The organism is Naasia lichenicola, from assembly GCF_004801885.1.
In the GTDB taxonomy this organism is placed as follows: Bacteria; Actinomycetota; Actinomycetes; order Actinomycetales; family Microbacteriaceae; genus Naasia; species Naasia lichenicola.
On the sequence record NZ_SSSM01000006.1, the window covers coordinates 201,115 to 216,136 of the forward strand.

17 protein-coding genes and 1 other RNA gene are annotated in these 15,022 nt (G+C 69.1%); 12 read left to right on the forward strand and 6 right to left on the reverse strand.

The annotated features are described in order from the left end of the window. Window positions 1-10: 10 nt before the first annotated feature. Complete coding sequence (locus E6C64_RS17110) at window positions 11-625, reverse strand: DUF4126 domain-containing protein (RefSeq protein WP_136428893.1); 615 nt, start codon at window positions 623-625, stop codon at window positions 11-13. 202 nt (window positions 626-827) lie between these two features. On the opposite strand from E6C64_RS17110, the gene E6C64_RS17115 reads away from it, so the two are divergent. The 4 genes from E6C64_RS17115 to E6C64_RS17130 are packed head-to-tail and all read left to right on the forward strand — an operon-like array spanning window position 828 to window position 2,410. Continuing rightward, window positions 828-1,058, forward strand: a complete 231-nt coding sequence (locus E6C64_RS17115) for a hypothetical protein (RefSeq protein WP_438941876.1) — start codon at window positions 828-830, stop codon at window positions 1,056-1,058. Between the two features lie 14 nt (window positions 1,059-1,072). After that, window positions 1,073-1,501, forward strand: a complete 429-nt coding sequence (locus E6C64_RS17120) for a TadE/TadG family type IV pilus assembly protein (protein ID WP_233255695.1) — start codon at window positions 1,073-1,075, stop codon at window positions 1,499-1,501. Between the two features lie 31 nt (window positions 1,502-1,532). Next, window positions 1,533-1,961, forward strand: coding sequence for a hypothetical protein (locus tag E6C64_RS17125; protein WP_136428895.1), 429 nt, complete (start codon window positions 1,533-1,535; stop codon window positions 1,959-1,961). After that, the gene (locus E6C64_RS17130) at window positions 1,958-2,410 is read left to right on the forward strand and encodes a pilus assembly protein TadG-related protein (RefSeq protein WP_136428896.1); all 453 of its coding nucleotides are present in this window, start codon (window positions 1,958-1,960) and stop codon (window positions 2,408-2,410) included. Before E6C64_RS17125 ends, E6C64_RS17130 begins: the two co-directional genes overlap by 4 nt. A 3-nt stretch (window positions 2,411-2,413) precedes the next feature. On the opposite strand, the gene E6C64_RS17135 is transcribed toward E6C64_RS17130, so the two are convergent. Both E6C64_RS17135 and E6C64_RS17140 read right to left on the reverse strand, forming a co-directional pair. Beyond that, window positions 2,414-3,943, reverse strand: coding sequence for a sensor histidine kinase (locus E6C64_RS17135; protein ID WP_136428897.1), 1,530 nt, complete (start codon window positions 3,941-3,943; stop codon window positions 2,414-2,416). Continuing rightward, the gene (locus E6C64_RS17140; RefSeq protein ID WP_136428898.1) at window positions 3,940-4,584 is read right to left on the reverse strand and encodes a response regulator; all 645 of its coding nucleotides are present in this window, start codon (window positions 4,582-4,584) and stop codon (window positions 3,940-3,942) included. The genes E6C64_RS17135 and E6C64_RS17140 overlap by 4 nt, the downstream gene beginning before the upstream one ends. A gap of 183 nt (window positions 4,585-4,767) precedes the next feature. On the opposite strand from E6C64_RS17140, the gene E6C64_RS17145 reads away from it, so the two are divergent. Continuing rightward, window positions 4,768-5,184, forward strand: a complete 417-nt coding sequence (locus E6C64_RS17145) for a hypothetical protein (RefSeq protein WP_136428899.1) — start codon at window positions 4,768-4,770, stop codon at window positions 5,182-5,184. Between the two features lie 36 nt (window positions 5,185-5,220). On the opposite strand, the gene E6C64_RS17150 is transcribed toward E6C64_RS17145, so the two are convergent. Further along, on the reverse strand, window positions 5,221-6,255 hold the full coding sequence (locus E6C64_RS17150; protein ID WP_136428900.1) for an LLM class flavin-dependent oxidoreductase: 1,035 nt from the start codon (window positions 6,253-6,255) through the stop codon (window positions 5,221-5,223). 306 nt (window positions 6,256-6,561) lie between these two features. Between E6C64_RS17150 and E6C64_RS17155 the strand changes: the two genes are divergently transcribed. Further along, the gene (locus E6C64_RS17155) at window positions 6,562-7,026 is read left to right on the forward strand and encodes a MarR family winged helix-turn-helix transcriptional regulator (protein WP_158437915.1); all 465 of its coding nucleotides are present in this window, start codon (window positions 6,562-6,564) and stop codon (window positions 7,024-7,026) included. 12 nt (window positions 7,027-7,038) lie between these two features. On the opposite strand, the gene E6C64_RS17160 is transcribed toward E6C64_RS17155, so the two are convergent. Then, a complete protein-coding gene (locus tag E6C64_RS17160) occupies window positions 7,039-8,295 on the reverse strand; it encodes an MFS transporter (RefSeq protein ID WP_136428902.1) in 1,257 nt (418 codons plus the stop codon). A gap of 84 nt (window positions 8,296-8,379) precedes the next feature. On the opposite strand from E6C64_RS17160, the gene prfB reads away from it, so the two are divergent. The 4 genes from prfB to smpB all read left to right on the forward strand — a co-directional run bounded on the left by prfB (window position 8,380) and on the right by smpB (window position 13,598). Continuing rightward, entirely contained in the window at window positions 8,380-9,498 is a 1,119-nt protein-coding gene (gene prfB / locus E6C64_RS17165; protein ID WP_136428903.1) for a peptide chain release factor 2, read from the forward strand. A 241-nt stretch (window positions 9,499-9,739) separates the two neighbouring features. Further along, entirely contained in the window at window positions 9,740-12,100 is a 2,361-nt protein-coding gene (ftsE, locus tag E6C64_RS19595; RefSeq protein ID WP_136428904.1) for a cell division ATP-binding protein FtsE, read from the forward strand. After that, complete coding sequence (gene ftsX, locus E6C64_RS17175) at window positions 12,097-13,011, forward strand: permease-like cell division protein FtsX (protein ID WP_136428905.1); 915 nt, start codon at window positions 12,097-12,099, stop codon at window positions 13,009-13,011. The genes ftsE and ftsX overlap by 4 nt, the downstream gene beginning before the upstream one ends. A gap of 110 nt (window positions 13,012-13,121) precedes the next feature. Then, window positions 13,122-13,598 carry an SsrA-binding protein SmpB gene (gene smpB / locus E6C64_RS17180; RefSeq protein ID WP_136428906.1) on the forward strand — a complete coding sequence of 159 codons (477 nt, stop codon included), beginning with the start codon at window positions 13,122-13,124 and terminating at the stop codon, window positions 13,596-13,598. Window positions 13,599-13,697: 99 nt separating this feature from the next. Here smpB and E6C64_RS17185 read toward each other — a convergent pair whose 3' ends face one another. Beyond that, the gene (locus E6C64_RS17185) at window positions 13,698-14,141 is read right to left on the reverse strand and encodes a PPOX class F420-dependent oxidoreductase (protein ID WP_233255696.1); all 444 of its coding nucleotides are present in this window, start codon (window positions 14,139-14,141) and stop codon (window positions 13,698-13,700) included. Window positions 14,142-14,308: 167 nt separating this feature from the next. On the opposite strand from E6C64_RS17185, the gene ssrA reads away from it, so the two are divergent. Together ssrA and E6C64_RS17195 are read left to right on the forward strand one after the other, a co-directional pair. After that, window positions 14,309-14,680: a transfer-messenger RNA gene (ssrA, locus tag E6C64_RS17190) on the forward strand. Between the two features lie 61 nt (window positions 14,681-14,741). Continuing rightward, window positions 14,742-15,017, forward strand: coding sequence for a thioredoxin family protein (locus tag E6C64_RS17195; RefSeq protein ID WP_233255697.1), 276 nt, complete (start codon window positions 14,742-14,744; stop codon window positions 15,015-15,017). Window positions 15,018-15,022: the final 5 nt, after the last annotated feature.

The following is a 15,022-nucleotide window of genomic DNA, read 5'->3' on the forward strand; positions in this document are numbered from 1 at the left end:
TCCGGTGTGCTCAGAGGGCCGCGAGCGCCGCCTTCTCCCTTCGGCGAGCGGCCACCCGCCGAGCGGTGCGGATGACAATCACCAGGGCGGCGATGAGACCCGCGAGCACCACGACGACGAGCCCGGGCAGCAGGATCGCGAACACGACGAGGAGAACGCTGACCACGTCTTCGGCGACGCTGAGTCCTGGCGCGGCGATCCCGGCGAGCGCGGTGTTCGCTGCAGCGCGGGTGCCGGCCTTGGCGAGGTGCACGACGAGCGCGATGACGACTCCGATCGCGACGGGGATCCAGCTGCCCGACTCGAAGAAGCTGCTCGGGTCCGAGACCGCTGCTGTCGGAGCGGAGGTGCCCGAGCCGAAGACGATGCCGCCGGCCGCCGGACGAACAGCGGTCTGGATGACGTCGTTGACGGTATCGAGGGCGGGCACCTTGTCCGCGATCACCTCGACGACGAACAGGGCTCCCATGATGCCCAGCACCCACGGGTTCTCGAGCCAGGTCCAGCCCGATGGAAGGGCCACGAGGTCGCTGAATCGGGAGAGCAGGCCCAGGGCGAGCAACGGGATGTAGGCGTTGAGGCCGGCGGCGGCCGCCAATCCGGTTCCCGCGAGCGCTTCGAGCATGGTCTCCCCGCCTCCTCATTGGGCTCGGCCGTGGGAACCCATCCTCGCTGGATCGGCGCGAAGCCGCCAGATGCGCACGACGCGAGGGGGAGTCGCCGCAGGGAAGCCGACCAGGCCATGTTCTGTGGATAACTTCCGACACCGGTATTCCGATGCGACCACAATCGCCAGCATGACGAACTCACCCGCCTCGCCTTCCCCGATTCGCGCCGCAGTCTCGACCACCGTCCGCCCGGTTCGCAGGGCGGATCGTGCACTCCTCTGGCACCTCCGCAGTGTGCTTCCCCGTCTGTCCGACGAGAGGGGCGATGTCCCGGGCTGGGTCTTGATCACGCTCATGACCGCCGGCCTCGTCCTGCTCATCTGGGGTCTCGCCGGTCCGGCGCTCAGCACCGTCTTCGAGCAGGCGATCTCCCGCGTCTCCGCGATCTGACCGCCGCCACTGCCATGACCGGGTCCGCGGCTCCACGTCGACGCGTCCGCGCACGATCGCCGCTGCGGGACGAGACCGGATCCGCTCCCGCCGAGTTCGTGCTCGTCAGCGCGATGCTCTGCTTCCTCGCCCTCTCCGTCATCCAGCTCGGGGTCGCGCTGCATGTGCGCAACACCATCACCGACGCGGCGGCGGAGGGCGCGCGGATCGCTGCTCTGGCGGACGCCGTTCCAGGCGACGGCGAGCTGCGCACGCGGCAGCTCATCGCGCTGGCGCTCGGAGACGGCTATCCCGTGACGGTCGCCGTGGGGCAGACGGAATGGCTCGGACATCCGGCGACCGAGGTGCGGGTGACCGGGGCCCTGCCTGTGATCGCCCTCCTCGGAGTCTCAGAGGGACTGGAGGTGACGGGCCATGCGGCCGTGGAGGAGGTCCCCGAATGAGCCGCCACGCCTCACCGGCCGAGACCACGGCATGGAGGACGGCTCCGCGTCCGTCGAGTTCGTCACCGCCGGTGTGCTGCTGCTCGTGCCCTTCGTCTACCTCGTGCTGGCGCTCGCCGCGGTGCAGGGCGCAGCGTTCGCCGTCGAAGGCGCCGCCCGACAGGCTGCACGGGTCTACGTCCGCACCGAGACGCCGGCCGCTGCCCGGGATCGCGCGGATCTCGCCGTCCGCTACGCGCTCGCCGACTTCGGCGTCGACGAGGGAACCGCGGAAGTGCAGGTGAGCTGCACCCCCGATCCCGCGACCTGTCTGCAGCGTGCGGGAATCGTCACCATCGCCGTGCGCGCGACCGTGCCGCTCCCGCTGCTTCCTCCATCGATGTCCTCTGGACTCGCGTCGTCCATCCCGGTCGAGGCATCGGCGAGTCAGCGAGTATCCATGCTGTGGGTCGGACCATGAACGTCATCCGGAAGCCACATTTGCGGAGCGAGGAGGGCTCGACCCTTCCGCTCATCGCGATCTTCACGGCGCTGGCGCTCGCGATGGTGCTCGTCGCCGCGTCCGCGAGCTCGCTCTACCTCTCCCGAGCCCGGCTGTTCTCGCTCGCCGACGGTGCGGCGCTGAGTGGAGCCGAGTCCTACGAGCTCGAGGGAGTCGCTGTGCTGGATGGCGAGGTGCGCGCGACCTTGGACTCCGGATCCATTGTCGCCGCGGTGCAGGAGTACCTCGACCTCGCTCCATCCGCGGACGGCTTCGACGAGCTGAGCGTGATCCGGGCGGAGACGAGCGATGGCCGTTCGGCGATCGTCACCCTCGCCGCCACCTGGCACCCACCCGTCCTGTCGCCTCTGATGCCCGACGGTGTTCTGATCGAGGTGACCTCCACCGCGCGCAGCGTCTTCCAGTAGCCGTCATGCCGGTGCCTCGACCTCCTCGAGGTCGACGGCGGTGGCGTTCGGCAGCCGGGCGAACACCCGCCAGCCGCCCGGCACGGGTCCGATGTCCGCGTGGCCGCCGAGCTCCTCGGCTCGGTGCCGAAGGGATGGGACACCCATCCCGTTTCCGACGGGTCGGCTCATCGTCGCCTCGTTGGCGATCTCGATCTCCAGGCTGCCCGCGGTGAGCGCCAGGGTCACGGAGACGGGCTGACCCTGCGCGTGCTTCTCGGCGTTGGTCAGGGCTTCTCCGACGATCCGGAACGCGGCGAGACCGATCGCCGCCGAGAGCTCGGGGCGCGCGGCCGGAAGCATCAGCGATGCTCCCGCGCGATCGGCGCGGTGCTCGACGGCGCTCCAGAGGCCACGCTGTTCGAGATCGAGCGGCCACAGGCCTTCGACGACTCGGCGCAGGTGAGCGATCGCACTGCGGAGGTCCGCACGCGCCAGGTCGAGATTCGCACGGGCCTGATCGTCCGCGGACATCTGATTGCGAGCGGCATCGGCTCGCATCACGGCACCGGTGAGCAGGGGGCCGAGATCGTCGTGCAGATCGCGATGCAGCCGCACCTGCTCGCGACTGCGGGCTTCGACGATGCCGGCTCTGGCGAGGCGGAGGTCCTCGAGGAGCTGCGTCTCCCGAACGAGATGGGAGAGGGACAGGGCGACGAGCTGGAGGGCGTCCCGATCCCGGGAGTGCAGACGCCGCTCGCCCGGACGGAGGGTGACCCGGACGATCAGATCCGACTCCACATCCACAGGCATCTCCACTACGCGGCGGCTGGGCGTGACGGTGGGGGATGCCGCCGAGTCGGCGACGGTGCTGCCCGAGCGCTGCAGCTCCAATCGGGGCAGCCGCAGGGCGCGGGCGGTCGCCGACAGGGCAGCGGAGGTGCCGTCCTGTCGTTCAGTGGCTCCCCACCCGATCTTGAGCGCCGTGCGGGCGGGATCGGCGCGATCGCCGTAGATGCTGCGGCCCACCGCGCGCCGGAGGAGGGACAGCAGCGGTCCGAAGAGCAGTGCGAATGAGATCGCGGCGACGGTGTGCACCGTTCGATCGGCCGCCGCGGGCAGGAACTCCGAGGCCACGGCCACCACGATCGCGTACATGGCGACCACCGCGAGCGATGTGACGAGGTAGAGGACAAACGTCGACACATCGATGAGCACGAGGGCGAACGCGGTCAGGCAGAGGAGAGTCCCGATGGCCGCTGCGACGACGCCGCCCGCCGGCACGACATCGGCGGGGAGGAAGTAGACCGGGAGGGAGGGGATGGCGCCGAGGAGCGCCAGCACGGCGATCGCGACGCTGGACCGTCGGCCACCCCGCCAGGCGGGAATGAGCAGAACCAGCGTGGCGAGTGCGACGGCGACCGTGATGGCGAGCGCGATCAGGGGAAGCGCCACGCTGTCTGTCTCGGGATCCGGGGCGATCTCCAGAGCGGGAGGTATCGCGGCGAGTGCGAGAAGCGCGGCGAGCACCAGTCCGATGCGCTTGGCGGTCATGCGCCGAAGCCGCTCTCGCGAGCCAGGACGATGGCTTCCGGCCGGCTTGCGACTCCCAGCTTCAGGAAGATCGCCGAGATGTGGTTGCCGATGGTCTTGGCGGCGATGCCCAGCCTGGTCGCGATGGCCGCATTCGATATTCCGCGTGCGATGAGGTCGAGAACCTCTCGTTCGCGAGCAGTGAGCTGCGGGAACGCGGGAGCAGGCTCAGATGCGCGCGACCGGCCGAGGACTCGGGACGCGACATCCGCAGAGAAGATCGCGCCTCCCGCGGCCACGGCTCGGACGGCCCGCTCTATCTCCTCCGGTTCCGCGCCCTTGAGGAGGTATCCGCGGGCGCCGGCGGCGAGTGCATCCGCGATGAGCTCGTCCTCGTCGAACATCGTGAGCACCAGCACGGCGGTCTCCGGCACCTCCACCGCCATCCGTCGCGCCGCCTGGACGCCGTCGAGGTGCGGCATCCGCAGGTCGAGGATGACGACGTCGGGCCTGCTGAGGACGGCTTCACGGACGGCGGCCGCTCCATCCGCTGCCTGCGCGACCACCTCGACCCCATCGAGCGTGTCGAGGAGCGCGACGAGTCCGCCCCGGACGATCGGATGGTCATCGGCGACCAGCACGCGGATCGGGTCCACTTCCATGACCGAAGTCTGGCGGTGTCAGGACGTCGGCGGGTAGGGGTGCGCCCCTACCCGGATCAGGTGGATTCGTCGATCCTTCCCGGGTGAGCACGGCTGCGCCCCCGTGAGATGGGCGGATGCGAGGGCGACGATCGGCCATGGCCCCAGTCGGGCGCCATCCGCCGCCACAGTTCCGGAGATCCCATGTCACTCACCTCGTCCGCTGCCCTGCCCGCACGGTCCGCCCGCCGACCCATCAGCCTGCGGATCGGCCTCATCCTCGGAGTCGTCCTCCTCGTGGCATCAGCCATCCCCGCGGTCTCGGACATCGGCTTCGACGGTTCGGGGATGGACGTCGTCGTCGTGCTGCTCGCGATCCTGATGCCGGCGATGGCCCTGGCCGCCATCGTCCTCGTGCCTTTCGCCTGGTCGGGCAGGCGCAGGCCCTCGCTCGCCTTCGTGATCCTCCAGCTCGTCTCGCTGGTGCCGTCCCTCCCGCCCATCGTGCTTGCGGTCAGCGGCCAGATCCCCGTCGTCGTCCTCGCCGCGGTCGGCATCGGCGCGCTTCTCACGGTCCTGTCAGCCGTGCTGGTCGGCCGAGGCATGGGCGCGCAGCGATGAGCGCGCTCATCCTCTGATCCGCGGGACGGGCAGCACTCAGGCGAGCAGCTCGCGCACGCGGGGGATGACCTTCGTGCCGTAGAGCTCGATGTTCTTCATCAGCTTGGCGTGCGAGGTCGGGCCGGCGCTGTACTTGAAGTCGAAGCGCTGCACGCCGAGTGCGCGCACCGTCGCGGCGATCTTCTGCGCCACCGTCTCGGGCGAGCCGACGTAGAGGGAGCCGTGCCGAACCTCCTGGTCGAACTCGCCGCGGGCCATGGGCGGCCAACCGCGCTCCTTGCCGATCTTGTCGCGGTTCTCCTTGAATCCGGGGAAGAACTCGGCCGAGGCCTGCTCGTCCGTCTCGGCGACGTAGCCGGGGGAGTGCACGCCGATCGGCAGGTCGTCGGGCATCTCGAGCTGGGCGAGCGCGCGGTGGAACAGGTCGACGTAGGGCGCGAAGCGCTTCGGGTCGCCGCCGATGATCGCCAGCATCAGCGGGAGGCCGTAGCGGGCGGCCCGAACGACCGACTCCGGGCTGCCGCCGACGCCGATCCACGCCTTGAGCGAGCCCGACTCGGTGGTGGGGAAGACGCGCTGGTTCACCACCGGCGGGCGGAAGGTGCCCTCCCAGTTGACCGGCCCCTCCTCGAGGAGGTGCCCGAAGAGGTCGAGCTTCTCGGAGAAGAGCTCCTCGTACTGCGCGAGGTCGTAGCCGAAGAGCGGGAACGACTCGGTGAAGGAGCCGCGGCCGAGGATGACCTCCGCGCGACCGTTGGTGACGGCGTCGAGGGTGGCGAAGCGCTGGAAGACGCGGATCGGATCGTCCGAGCTCAGCACGGTCACGGCCGAGCCGACCCGGATGCGCTCGGTGCGCGCGCCGATCGCGGTGAGCGCGATCTCGGGTGCCGAGATGGCGAAGTCGGCGCGGTGGTGCTCGCCGATCCCGATGAAGTCGATGCCGACGCTGTCGGCGAGGACGCCCTCTTCGACGACGTCTCGGATGACCTGGGCGTAGCCGACCTCGGCGCCATCCTCCGTCCTCGTCACATCGCCGAAGGTGTCGATGCCGAATTCGAGTGGTGCCGCCATGGGTGCTGTCCGATCTGTCGCGAACGATCTATGCGTGCGTATGAACGCCATGCCTGCATCAACTCTCGCAGAGCCGGATTGATTCCCCGCCTCAGCCCCTGGGTGCGGAGTCGACCGGGCCGCCGCGGATTGCCGGTGAAGGATTGCTCAAGATCAAAGCTTCATGGAACCTGAAGCACTATCTTGGGATCAGCAATCAAACAGGTCGGGGGAGCCGCGGTGTCGATGCGCCAGGAAGAGTTCGAAGACGACGGCGCCGGTGACGGCGAGATCGTCGGACTAGCGCGCCGGATAGGCTCGACTGTCGTGACGGACGACCAAATCGACGCGCTGACCGCTCAGACCATCCGGCTCATCCGCTCCGCCGATTCGGTGCGGCACCGCCTCGCCACCCTCGACCAGCTCGGTCCCACCGAGGTGCGCGCCGTGAGCCGCATCGGCCAGGCCGGCCAGGTCACCCCGAAGATGCTGGCGACCGCCCTCGAGATGACCACCGGCGCCGTGACCGCGATTCTCGACAGGCTCGAGACCGCCGGGCTGCTCCGCCGGCTGCCGAATCCCGCCGACCGGCGCAGCACCCTCATCGAGCTCACCGCGGAGGGCAAGACCGTCTCCGACCGGATGTACGTCGAGTTCAACCAGGTCGTCGCGAGCGTCACCAAGTTCCTCGATGGCGACAACATCGGCACCGTGACCGAGTTCCTCGAGCAGGCAGCAGACGCGATGTACACCCATGCCTCGACCGATCGCGACGGCAACCCGCTGAGCTGAGCGAGCCGCGGCTCAGGTGGTCCGACCGCTCGCGAAGCGCGGCACGTAGCGCAGAAGAACTCCTGCGCCGACCAGTCCCAGGACTCCGAGGGTGGCCGCGGCGAACGGCAGCGAGATGAGCGCCGTGAGCCCGGCGACGGCCACCGGTGCTGCCGCCGCGCCTGCGTCATTGGTGAACCGCCAGGCCCCGAGGAAGGGCGCCGGATCTCGGCGCGGCGCGAGGTCGGCCCCCATGGTCATCAGCATCCCGGCGCCGATGCCATTGGCGAGCGACAGGAAGACCGCGAGCACGATGAACCAGCCTTCGCGGCCGGGGAGCCCCGAGGTGAGGGCGAGGCCGATGTGGCCGACGCCGAGTCCGATCATCGACGGCAGGGCGGTCCACAGGCGGCCGAATCGGTCCATGATCTGCCCGCCGGCGTAGAACAGGCCGAAGTCGACGATGGATGCGATGCCGATGATCAGCGCCGTCTGAGTGTCGGCCAGGCCGATGCTGACCGCCCAGAGCGGCAGGATCACCTGGCGGCTGGCGCGCAGTGCCGCCACGATCGCCGAGCCGACCCCCAGGCGCAGCAGCACATCCCGCCGGGCCGCCAGGGTGCTGAACAGGCCCATCCGCGCTTCCGTCGGGGCGACGGTCGCGGTTCCACCCGTGTTCGTCTGCGCCCGGGAGAGGCGGGCCGCGCCGAAGGTCGTCTCGGGATCCGGCAGCAGGAGCAGGGTGATGGCGGCGCCGAGGCAGCCGACCACGAATATCCAGAACGCGGCCTTCGTGTCGCCGGTGATGTGGATGACGGCCGCGCTGAGGAACGGCCCGACCAGATAGCCGAGGCGGAATGTGCCGCCGAGCGTCGAGAGCGCGCGTGCGCGGTAGGCGATGGGCACGAAGCTCGTCATGAACGCGTGCCGGGCGAGCGCGAACACCGCCGTCGCGAGCCCCGCGAAGAAGATGCCGAGGCCGAGCAGGAACGGATTCGGGGCGAAGACGCTGAGCACAAGGCCGAGCAGCGCGAGCGAGGAGGCGCCGAGCATGGCCACCCGCTCGCCGACGCGGGCGACGATCCAGCCGCTCGGCACATCGCCGACCAGCTCGCCGATCATGACCATCGCGGCGATCAGACCCGCTACCGCGAGCGTGGCGCCGAGATCGGTGGCCACCACGGGGATGATCGGCAGGATCGCGCCCTCGCCGGTCGAGAAGAGCAGAGTCGGCAGCAGGGCCGGGAGTGCGATGCTGCGCCAACGGAACTCGGGCGCAGCATTCGTCATGTCCCTCCGAGGCTACTCCTGACCCGATCCGACGCTTCTGCCGGTCGGATCGCCGGACAGCCCCGGCGGTAGACTCGGCAGGCCATGGCCGAACTCGACTTCTCGGCGCAGATCTCCGATCTCCGCTCCACCTTCTCCGACATCCGAGCCGTGATCGACGTGGATGACCTCCGTGCTCGCGTCGCGACCCTCTCCGAAGCGGCCGGTGTGCCCGATCTCTGGGACGACCCCGCGAAGGCGCAGAAGGTGACCAGCGAGCTCAGCCACGCGCAGGCGCAGCTCGCCAAGCTGAACAGCATCGAGAGCCGCCTCGACGACCTCGAGGTGCTCGTCGAGCTCGTCAACGACGAAGCGGACGGCGCAGCAGCGGACGAGGTCGCGCTCGAAGCAGGCGACGAGCTGAAGGGCCTGCAGAAGCTGCTCGGTGAGCTCGAGGTGCAGACGCTCCTGAACGGCGAGTACGACCCCCGGCCGGCCGTCATCACCATCCGAGCAGGTGCCGGCGGCGTCGACGCCGCCGACTTCGCCGAGATGCTCCTGCGGATGTACCTGCGCTGGGCCGAGCAGCACAAGTATCCGGTGCAGGTGATGGACACCTCGTACGCGGAGGAGGCCGGGATCAAGTCCGCCACCTTCGAGGTCGACGCCCCCTACGCCTTCGGCAACCTGTCCGTCGAGGCGGGCACCCACCGCCTCGTCCGGATGTCGCCCTTCGGCGCCGCGGGCAAGCGCCAGACCAGCTTCGCCGCCGTCGAGGTCATCCCTCTGATGGAGGAGACCGAGCACATCGACATCCCCGAGAACGACATCCGGGTCGACGTCTTCCGATCCTCGGGACCGGGTGGCCAGTCGGTCAACACCACGGACTCCGCGGTGCGCCTCACCCACATCCCCACGGGCACCGTCGTCTCGATGCAGAACGAGAAGAGCCAGATCCAGAACCGCGCGGCGGCGCTGCGGGTGCTCCAGTCACGCCTGCTCATCCTGCAGAAGGAGGAGGAGAGCGCGAAGAAGAAGGAGCTCGCCGGCACGATCACGGCCAGCTGGGGCGACCAGATCCGCAGCTACGTGCTCGCCCCATACCAGATGGTCAAGGACCTCCGCACGGAGCACGAGGTGAACAACCCGAGCAGCGTCTTCGACGGCGATCTCGACGGCTTCATCAACGCCGGCATCCGCTGGCGCAAGACCAAGGTCGACTAGCCCCGACCCTTCCTACGTTCCGGCCGAATGTGCGCGAAATTCCGCGCACATCGGCCGGTTTCGTAGGTACTCCACGCGACACGGCGTCCGCCGGTGCGCCCCGATCGCAGCGGATTCCTGTGCCCGAAAGGTGCATCGTGTGCGCGGAATTTCGTGCACATGGAGCCGGAACGTATGAATACTCGGCGGGTCAGGGTGTCGCGGCGACATCCGGACCGGGCCTGCATACGCTCGAGGGGCCATGATTCGCTTCGACCGTGTGACCAAGCTCTATCCGGGCAACTCCAAGCCCGCGCTCAACGGCGTCGACGTCGAGATCCAGGCGGGGGAGTTCGTCTTCCTGGTCGGCGCATCCGGCAGCGGGAAGTCCAGCTTCCTGCGCCTGGTGCTCAAGGAGGAGCGCCCATCCTCCGGTGAGATCCACGTGCTCGGCCAGCGGCTCAGCGCGATCTCCAACCGCAAGATCCCGTACTTCCGCCGCAGCCTCGGCGTCGTCTTCCAGGACTTCCGCCTGCTTCCCGGCCGGACCGTCTACCAGAACGTCGCCTTCACCCTTCAGGTGATCGGCAAGTCCCGCGGCTTCATCCAGGAGGCCGTGCCGGACGTCCTCGAGATGGTCGGCCTCGGCGGCAAGTTCGAGCGCCTCCCGCACGAGCTCTCGGGAGGCGAGCAGCAGCGCGTGGCGATCGCCCGCGCCGTCGTCAACAAGCCGGCCATCCTGCTCGCCGACGAGCCGACCGGAAACCTCGACCCGACCACCAGCCAGGGCATCATGCAGGTGCTCGCGCAGATCAACGCCAGCGGCACCACTGTCGTCATGGCCACCCACGATGTGGGCATCGTCGACCAGATGAAGCGCCGCGTCATCGAGCTCATCGGCGGCGACATCATCCGCGACGAGGTCGAGGGCGGCTACACCACCTCGCTCGACCTTCCCGTGGTGGCGGCCGCAGGTGCCTCCGCGGCGACGGCGTCGACCCCCTCCGGAGCCATGGCGACCGGGCCAGTACCGTCCTACGCGGCGGCGTCAGCGTCGGTGGCAGCGTCGGCCGATCCTCTCGGCAGGCTGTTCACCGGACCCGTGGAGCTCGCGCCCGCCGCCGCCCGGCGGCAGCCCGACGCCTATCCCGGCACCCAGCCGGTGTTCGTCCGCACCGACTCGGTCGTCGAGCCGGTCGCCGCCCCCACCCCGACGGCGGCATCCGGATCGTGGTCTCTCGCCGATGACCTCGCGGAGGATTCCGCCGAAGATTCCGCGGGCGAGGCCGCGGACCGAGGCTCCCATCAGGGCGCACGCGACGGGTCGTCCTCCGAGCACCAGTCCATCACCGACCACCGACTGCAGAGCGGGCACGTCGAGATCGTGCAGTCGATGTTCGCCGCAGAGACGGCGGCCCCGAACCCAGCACCGACGTCAGTGCCGGCAGCCACCGCAGCAGCGCTCGGGGAGCCACACGCGGCCGAGGCCCCGATCCTGGCATCGGCCGACCATCACGCGCAGCCGGCGGCGTCCGCCACCTCGCTGTTCGAGTCGACCCTCGCGTCAACTCCGCTGTTCGCCTCCACCACCGCCGAGCACCCCGCCTACTTCGCGGCGACCGGTGCACAGCCGATCATCCCCTCGGCGAGCCAGCCGCAGGCGCCTCGCTATGACGTGGCTCGCACAGAGTCGCCTCGCACCGAGTCGGCTCCGACGGAGTCTGCGCCCATCGAGTCGCCCCGCACCGAGTCGCCTCGATCCCACTCGCCGCGGTACGACGCGCTTCGCAGCCGGACGTCCGAGTACCAGGCTTCCCGCGAGCAGACGCCCACGGAGCCGGTCGCGCATGCTGCGGCTGCGCCGCATGCGAGCCCGTTCTCGGTGAGCATGCCTCCCGCTGTCGAGAGCACTCCGCCGGCATCTGCACCTGCCGCTTCGACGGCCGACACAGCCGCGTCATCCAGCCCGTCCACGCAGCCCGCACCGATGGTCTTCGGGGTGAGCCCAGCGTGGCCTGCGACCACGCCGCTGGTCTCCGCGACCCCGCAGCGCTTCCCGGTCGTCGAGCCGATGAGCCCGTTGCCGGCCTCAGGCGGCAGCGCCGGTGGCGTCTCCACCGAGCCTGTGCCGGTCATCTCACGCGCTCCCTCATTGCAGGGGTCCACCGCCACGATGACCGGATCGTTCCCGCGGCTTCCGGTGCAGCGGACCGAGCCGAGCTCTTCGCCCGCTTCGCAACCCGCCTCGGCGACCGTCACCGGACCGATCGCGCCCGTCGCGGCGTCTGCGGCAGCACCCGCTGCAGCACCCGTGCCCGCGCCGGTCTCCGCAGCCGCGGCGTCCACGGCGCCGGTGCCCACCATGGGCGATCATGGACCGGCATCGCCCGGCCGGCATCCGCTGTCCGCGGCGCTCGCGGCTCAGCGCAATCTGCCGCTGCCGCCGCTTCCCGTCCCGTCCAACCGCCCTGCCGCGCCCGAGTCGGCGTCGCCCCAGGACAGGCTGAGCCGGATGGTCGACGACGATGACGACGCCCTCGCGCTCGCCGTGCGGCTCGGACTGCGTCGCCCGGACGCCCACCCCCAGCAGACATCGGGCCAGGAAGTCGGACCCACCGCATGAGAATCGCACTGATCTGGGCCGAGGTCTGGCAGGGCCTCCGCCGCAACCTGTCGATGGTCGTCTCCGTCGTCCTGGTCACCTTCATCTCGCTGACCTTCGTCGGCGCGGCCGCGCTGCTGCAGATGCAGATCGGCCAGATGAAGACGTTCTGGTACGACAAGGCTCAGGTCGCCATCTACATGTGCAACGGCACGGTCGGCAGCGAGGCGTGCGCGGCAGGCGGTGCGACGCCCGAGCAGGTCGCCGCCGTCCAGGCGCAGCTCGAATCACCCACGCTCGCGCCGCTCATCCAGACCTTCTACTTCGAGAACCAGGACGAGGCGTACGCCAACTTCAAGCAGCAGTTCGCCGGCAACGCCGTCGTCGACTACGTCACGCCCGATCTGCTCAACCAGACGTTCTGGGTGAACCTCAAGGACCCGTCGCAGGCAGACGTGCTCCGCGAGAGCTTCGCCGGGCTCGTCGGCGTGGACAGCGTGGTGGATCAGCGGAAGTTCCTCGACCAGATCTTCTCCGTGCTCAACACGGCGAGCATCACGGCCATCGGCGTCGCCGCGATCATGCTCATCGCCGCAAGCCTCCTCATCTCGACCACGATCCGCCTCTCCGCCTACTCACGACGGCGAGAGCTCGGCATCATGAGACTCGTCGGGGCGTCGAACAGGTTCATCCAGACGCCGTTCGTGCTCGAAGGGGTGCTCGCCTCGCTGGTGGGGTCGCTGCTCGCGGGCGGTGTGATCGTCGCTCTTGTGCAGTTCTTCGTGCAGGGATATCTCGCCCAGACCAACCTCGGATTCTCGTTCGTGACGATGTCCGATGCCCTTGTCGTCGTCCCGCTGCTCGTCGGAGTGGGTGTCGTGCTGGCTGCGGGCTCGGCCAACATCGCGATCCGCCGCCACCTGCGGGTCTGACCCCGGCGGGCCCCACGTGGGCCGCGATCGCGCGTAGACTGAACGGCTGCCTGCGGAGACGCCGCGGGCGGATGCGCCGGCGGAAGCAGCGCGGAAGATCAGGAGTCGTCGTGCCACGGGAACAGGGTCGCAAGGTCGTCGCGACCAACCGCAAGGCGCGGCACGACTACACCATCGAGGACACCTACGAGGCCGGGATGGTGCTCTACGGCACCGAGGTGAAGTCCCTCCGGATGGGCCGCGCGTCCCTGGTCGACGGCTACGCGTACATCGACAACGGCGAGATCTGGCTCGACGCGGTGCACATCCCCGAGTACACCGAGGGGACCTGGACGAACCACGCCACTCGGCGCAAGCGCAAGCTCCTCCTGCACAAAGAGCAGATCCTCAAGATCAGCCACCGCATCCGTGACGGCGGCTACACCCTCGTTCCCCTGCAGATCTACTTCAACGACGGCAAGGCCAAGGTCGAGCTGGCGATCGCCAAGGGCAAGCGCGAGTACGACAAGCGCCAGACCCTGCGCGAGCGTCAGGACACCCGCGAGGCGCAGCGCGCCATGGGCACGCAGCGCAACCTGGGGGACTAGGGCCGCTCGACGGGTCCGCCGCGTTCACCCAAGCGGACTTCGGGTCTCATCCAGCGTCGAAACCGGCCTCATCAGCCGATCTCCGCTTGCGTGAACGGTTCAATCGGCGGGCGAGGCTGCCGGCGCTATCCGGATGACGACGCGGGTGGCGGCGATCCGGTCGCCCGTGCCGCCGATGAGACGGGTGGCCGCATCCTTGTACTTGCCGATGATGGCTGCGATGCCTTCCGCGATTCCGTCGGGGTCCTCGACGACAACCGCGCGGCCGACGACCTCCGGTGCCCCGTCCGGGATCGCGCCGACGCGGTCGCAGGCCTGCAGGAGGACGTCTCCGCGGGCGCGCAGCCGCTTGACCTTGCCCGACTCGCGGCTGGTCGTGAAGACGAGCGCATCGCCGGCACGGGCGATCCAGACCGGGGTCGAGACCCCGACTCCGGTGCGGCGGAACGTGGTGAAGGAGACGTACGTCGACTCCGCCAGAGCCGCGAACTCTGCGGGGAGGGTCGGATCTGCGTCTGCAGCGTTGGGGGAATCCAGGTTCACGCCGGTCAACCTAGCAACACAGGTTGGACGGCCCACGTCCGATGGGCATAGATCCGGTCGGACCGATGTTCTACACTGATGAGCCGTCCGAAAGGGCGGCGACACAACTCAACAGCGCGATGGTGGCCCCTTCACAGGCCGGTGCGAACCGGTCGGAAGGCACGCATGGGGATGATCGGTTTCGACATTGCCTGCATGACTGTGAGAAGCGGGCCGAGGATGCAGGGTTATCTCGTTAACGATCTCTGCAAACAACAGGTGCCAATTCCAAGCGCACCGACTTCGCTCTCGCTGTCTAAGCCAGAGCCATGAAGTCCGTCAGCCCGCGCGTGCCCTCGTCGCGGATGCTGGCGTCAGCTAGAGGGCTTGCTATGACGCTGTGTCTCAGGGCGTCGTGGGACTTGAACTGAGACTGGGCTCGTCGACCTGGATGCCAAGGGCAAAGGTCGGAGCCGAGTAGAACGCTCTCTTTGGCTACGCCCGTAGAAGGCGCGGAATTACAGCAGTGGACGGGGGTTCAATTCCCCCCATCTCCACAACCGGCCACCATCGCCGCTGTTGAGGGCTCACGTGAGCCCGGTTCGTCGAGAGGTGTCGTTCGTGCAGGTGCAGACCGTGCAGCTTGTCCTGTTCTCGTCCGCGTTCTGTGGTCCGTGCATGCAGACCCGCACGGTGCTCGAAGAGGCTGCACGGCTCATTCCCGGAGCGAGCTTCGCCGATCTCGACGTCGTCGCGCATGTCGACGAGGCTGAGGCGGAGGGCATCGAGGCGACCCCGACGGTGCTGATCCGCAACGCGGCCGGCGCCGAGGTGTTCCGCGCCGAGGGCGCACCGAGCCTCAACCAGGTGCTCGTCGCCGCGGCCAAGGCGCTCTGAGCCGA

Excerpts from the sequence above, each read along its gene's own strand:
- E6C64_RS17110 (WP_136428893.1), bottom strand. The coding sequence starts at position 625 with ATGCTCGAAGCGCTCGCGGGAACCGGATTGGCGGCCGCCGCCGGCCTC.
- E6C64_RS17135 (WP_136428897.1), bottom strand. The coding sequence starts at position 3,943 with ATGACCGCCAAGCGCATCGGACTGGTGCTCGCCGCGCTTCTCGCACTC.
- E6C64_RS17125 (WP_136428895.1), top strand. The coding sequence starts at position 1,533 with ATGGAGGACGGCTCCGCGTCCGTCGAGTTCGTCACCGCCGGTGTGCTG.
- E6C64_RS17130 (WP_136428896.1), top strand. The coding sequence starts at position 1,958 with ATGAACGTCATCCGGAAGCCACATTTGCGGAGCGAGGAGGGCTCGACC.
- prfB (WP_136428903.1), top strand. The coding sequence starts at position 8,380 with ATGGCCGAACTCGACTTCTCGGCGCAGATCTCCGATCTCCGCTCCACC.
- E6C64_RS17150 (WP_136428900.1), bottom strand. The coding sequence starts at position 6,255 with ATGGCGGCACCACTCGAATTCGGCATCGACACCTTCGGCGATGTGACG.
- ftsE (WP_136428904.1), top strand. The coding sequence starts at position 9,740 with ATGATTCGCTTCGACCGTGTGACCAAGCTCTATCCGGGCAACTCCAAG.
- E6C64_RS17145 (WP_136428899.1), top strand. The coding sequence starts at position 4,768 with ATGTCACTCACCTCGTCCGCTGCCCTGCCCGCACGGTCCGCCCGCCGA.
- E6C64_RS17120 (WP_233255695.1), top strand. The coding sequence starts at position 1,073 with ATGACCGGGTCCGCGGCTCCACGTCGACGCGTCCGCGCACGATCGCCG.
- E6C64_RS17140 (WP_136428898.1), bottom strand. The coding sequence starts at position 4,584 with ATGGAAGTGGACCCGATCCGCGTGCTGGTCGCCGATGACCATCCGATC.
- E6C64_RS17160 (WP_136428902.1), bottom strand. The coding sequence starts at position 8,295 with ATGACGAATGCTGCGCCCGAGTTCCGTTGGCGCAGCATCGCACTCCCG.
- ftsX (WP_136428905.1), top strand. The coding sequence starts at position 12,097 with ATGAGAATCGCACTGATCTGGGCCGAGGTCTGGCAGGGCCTCCGCCGC.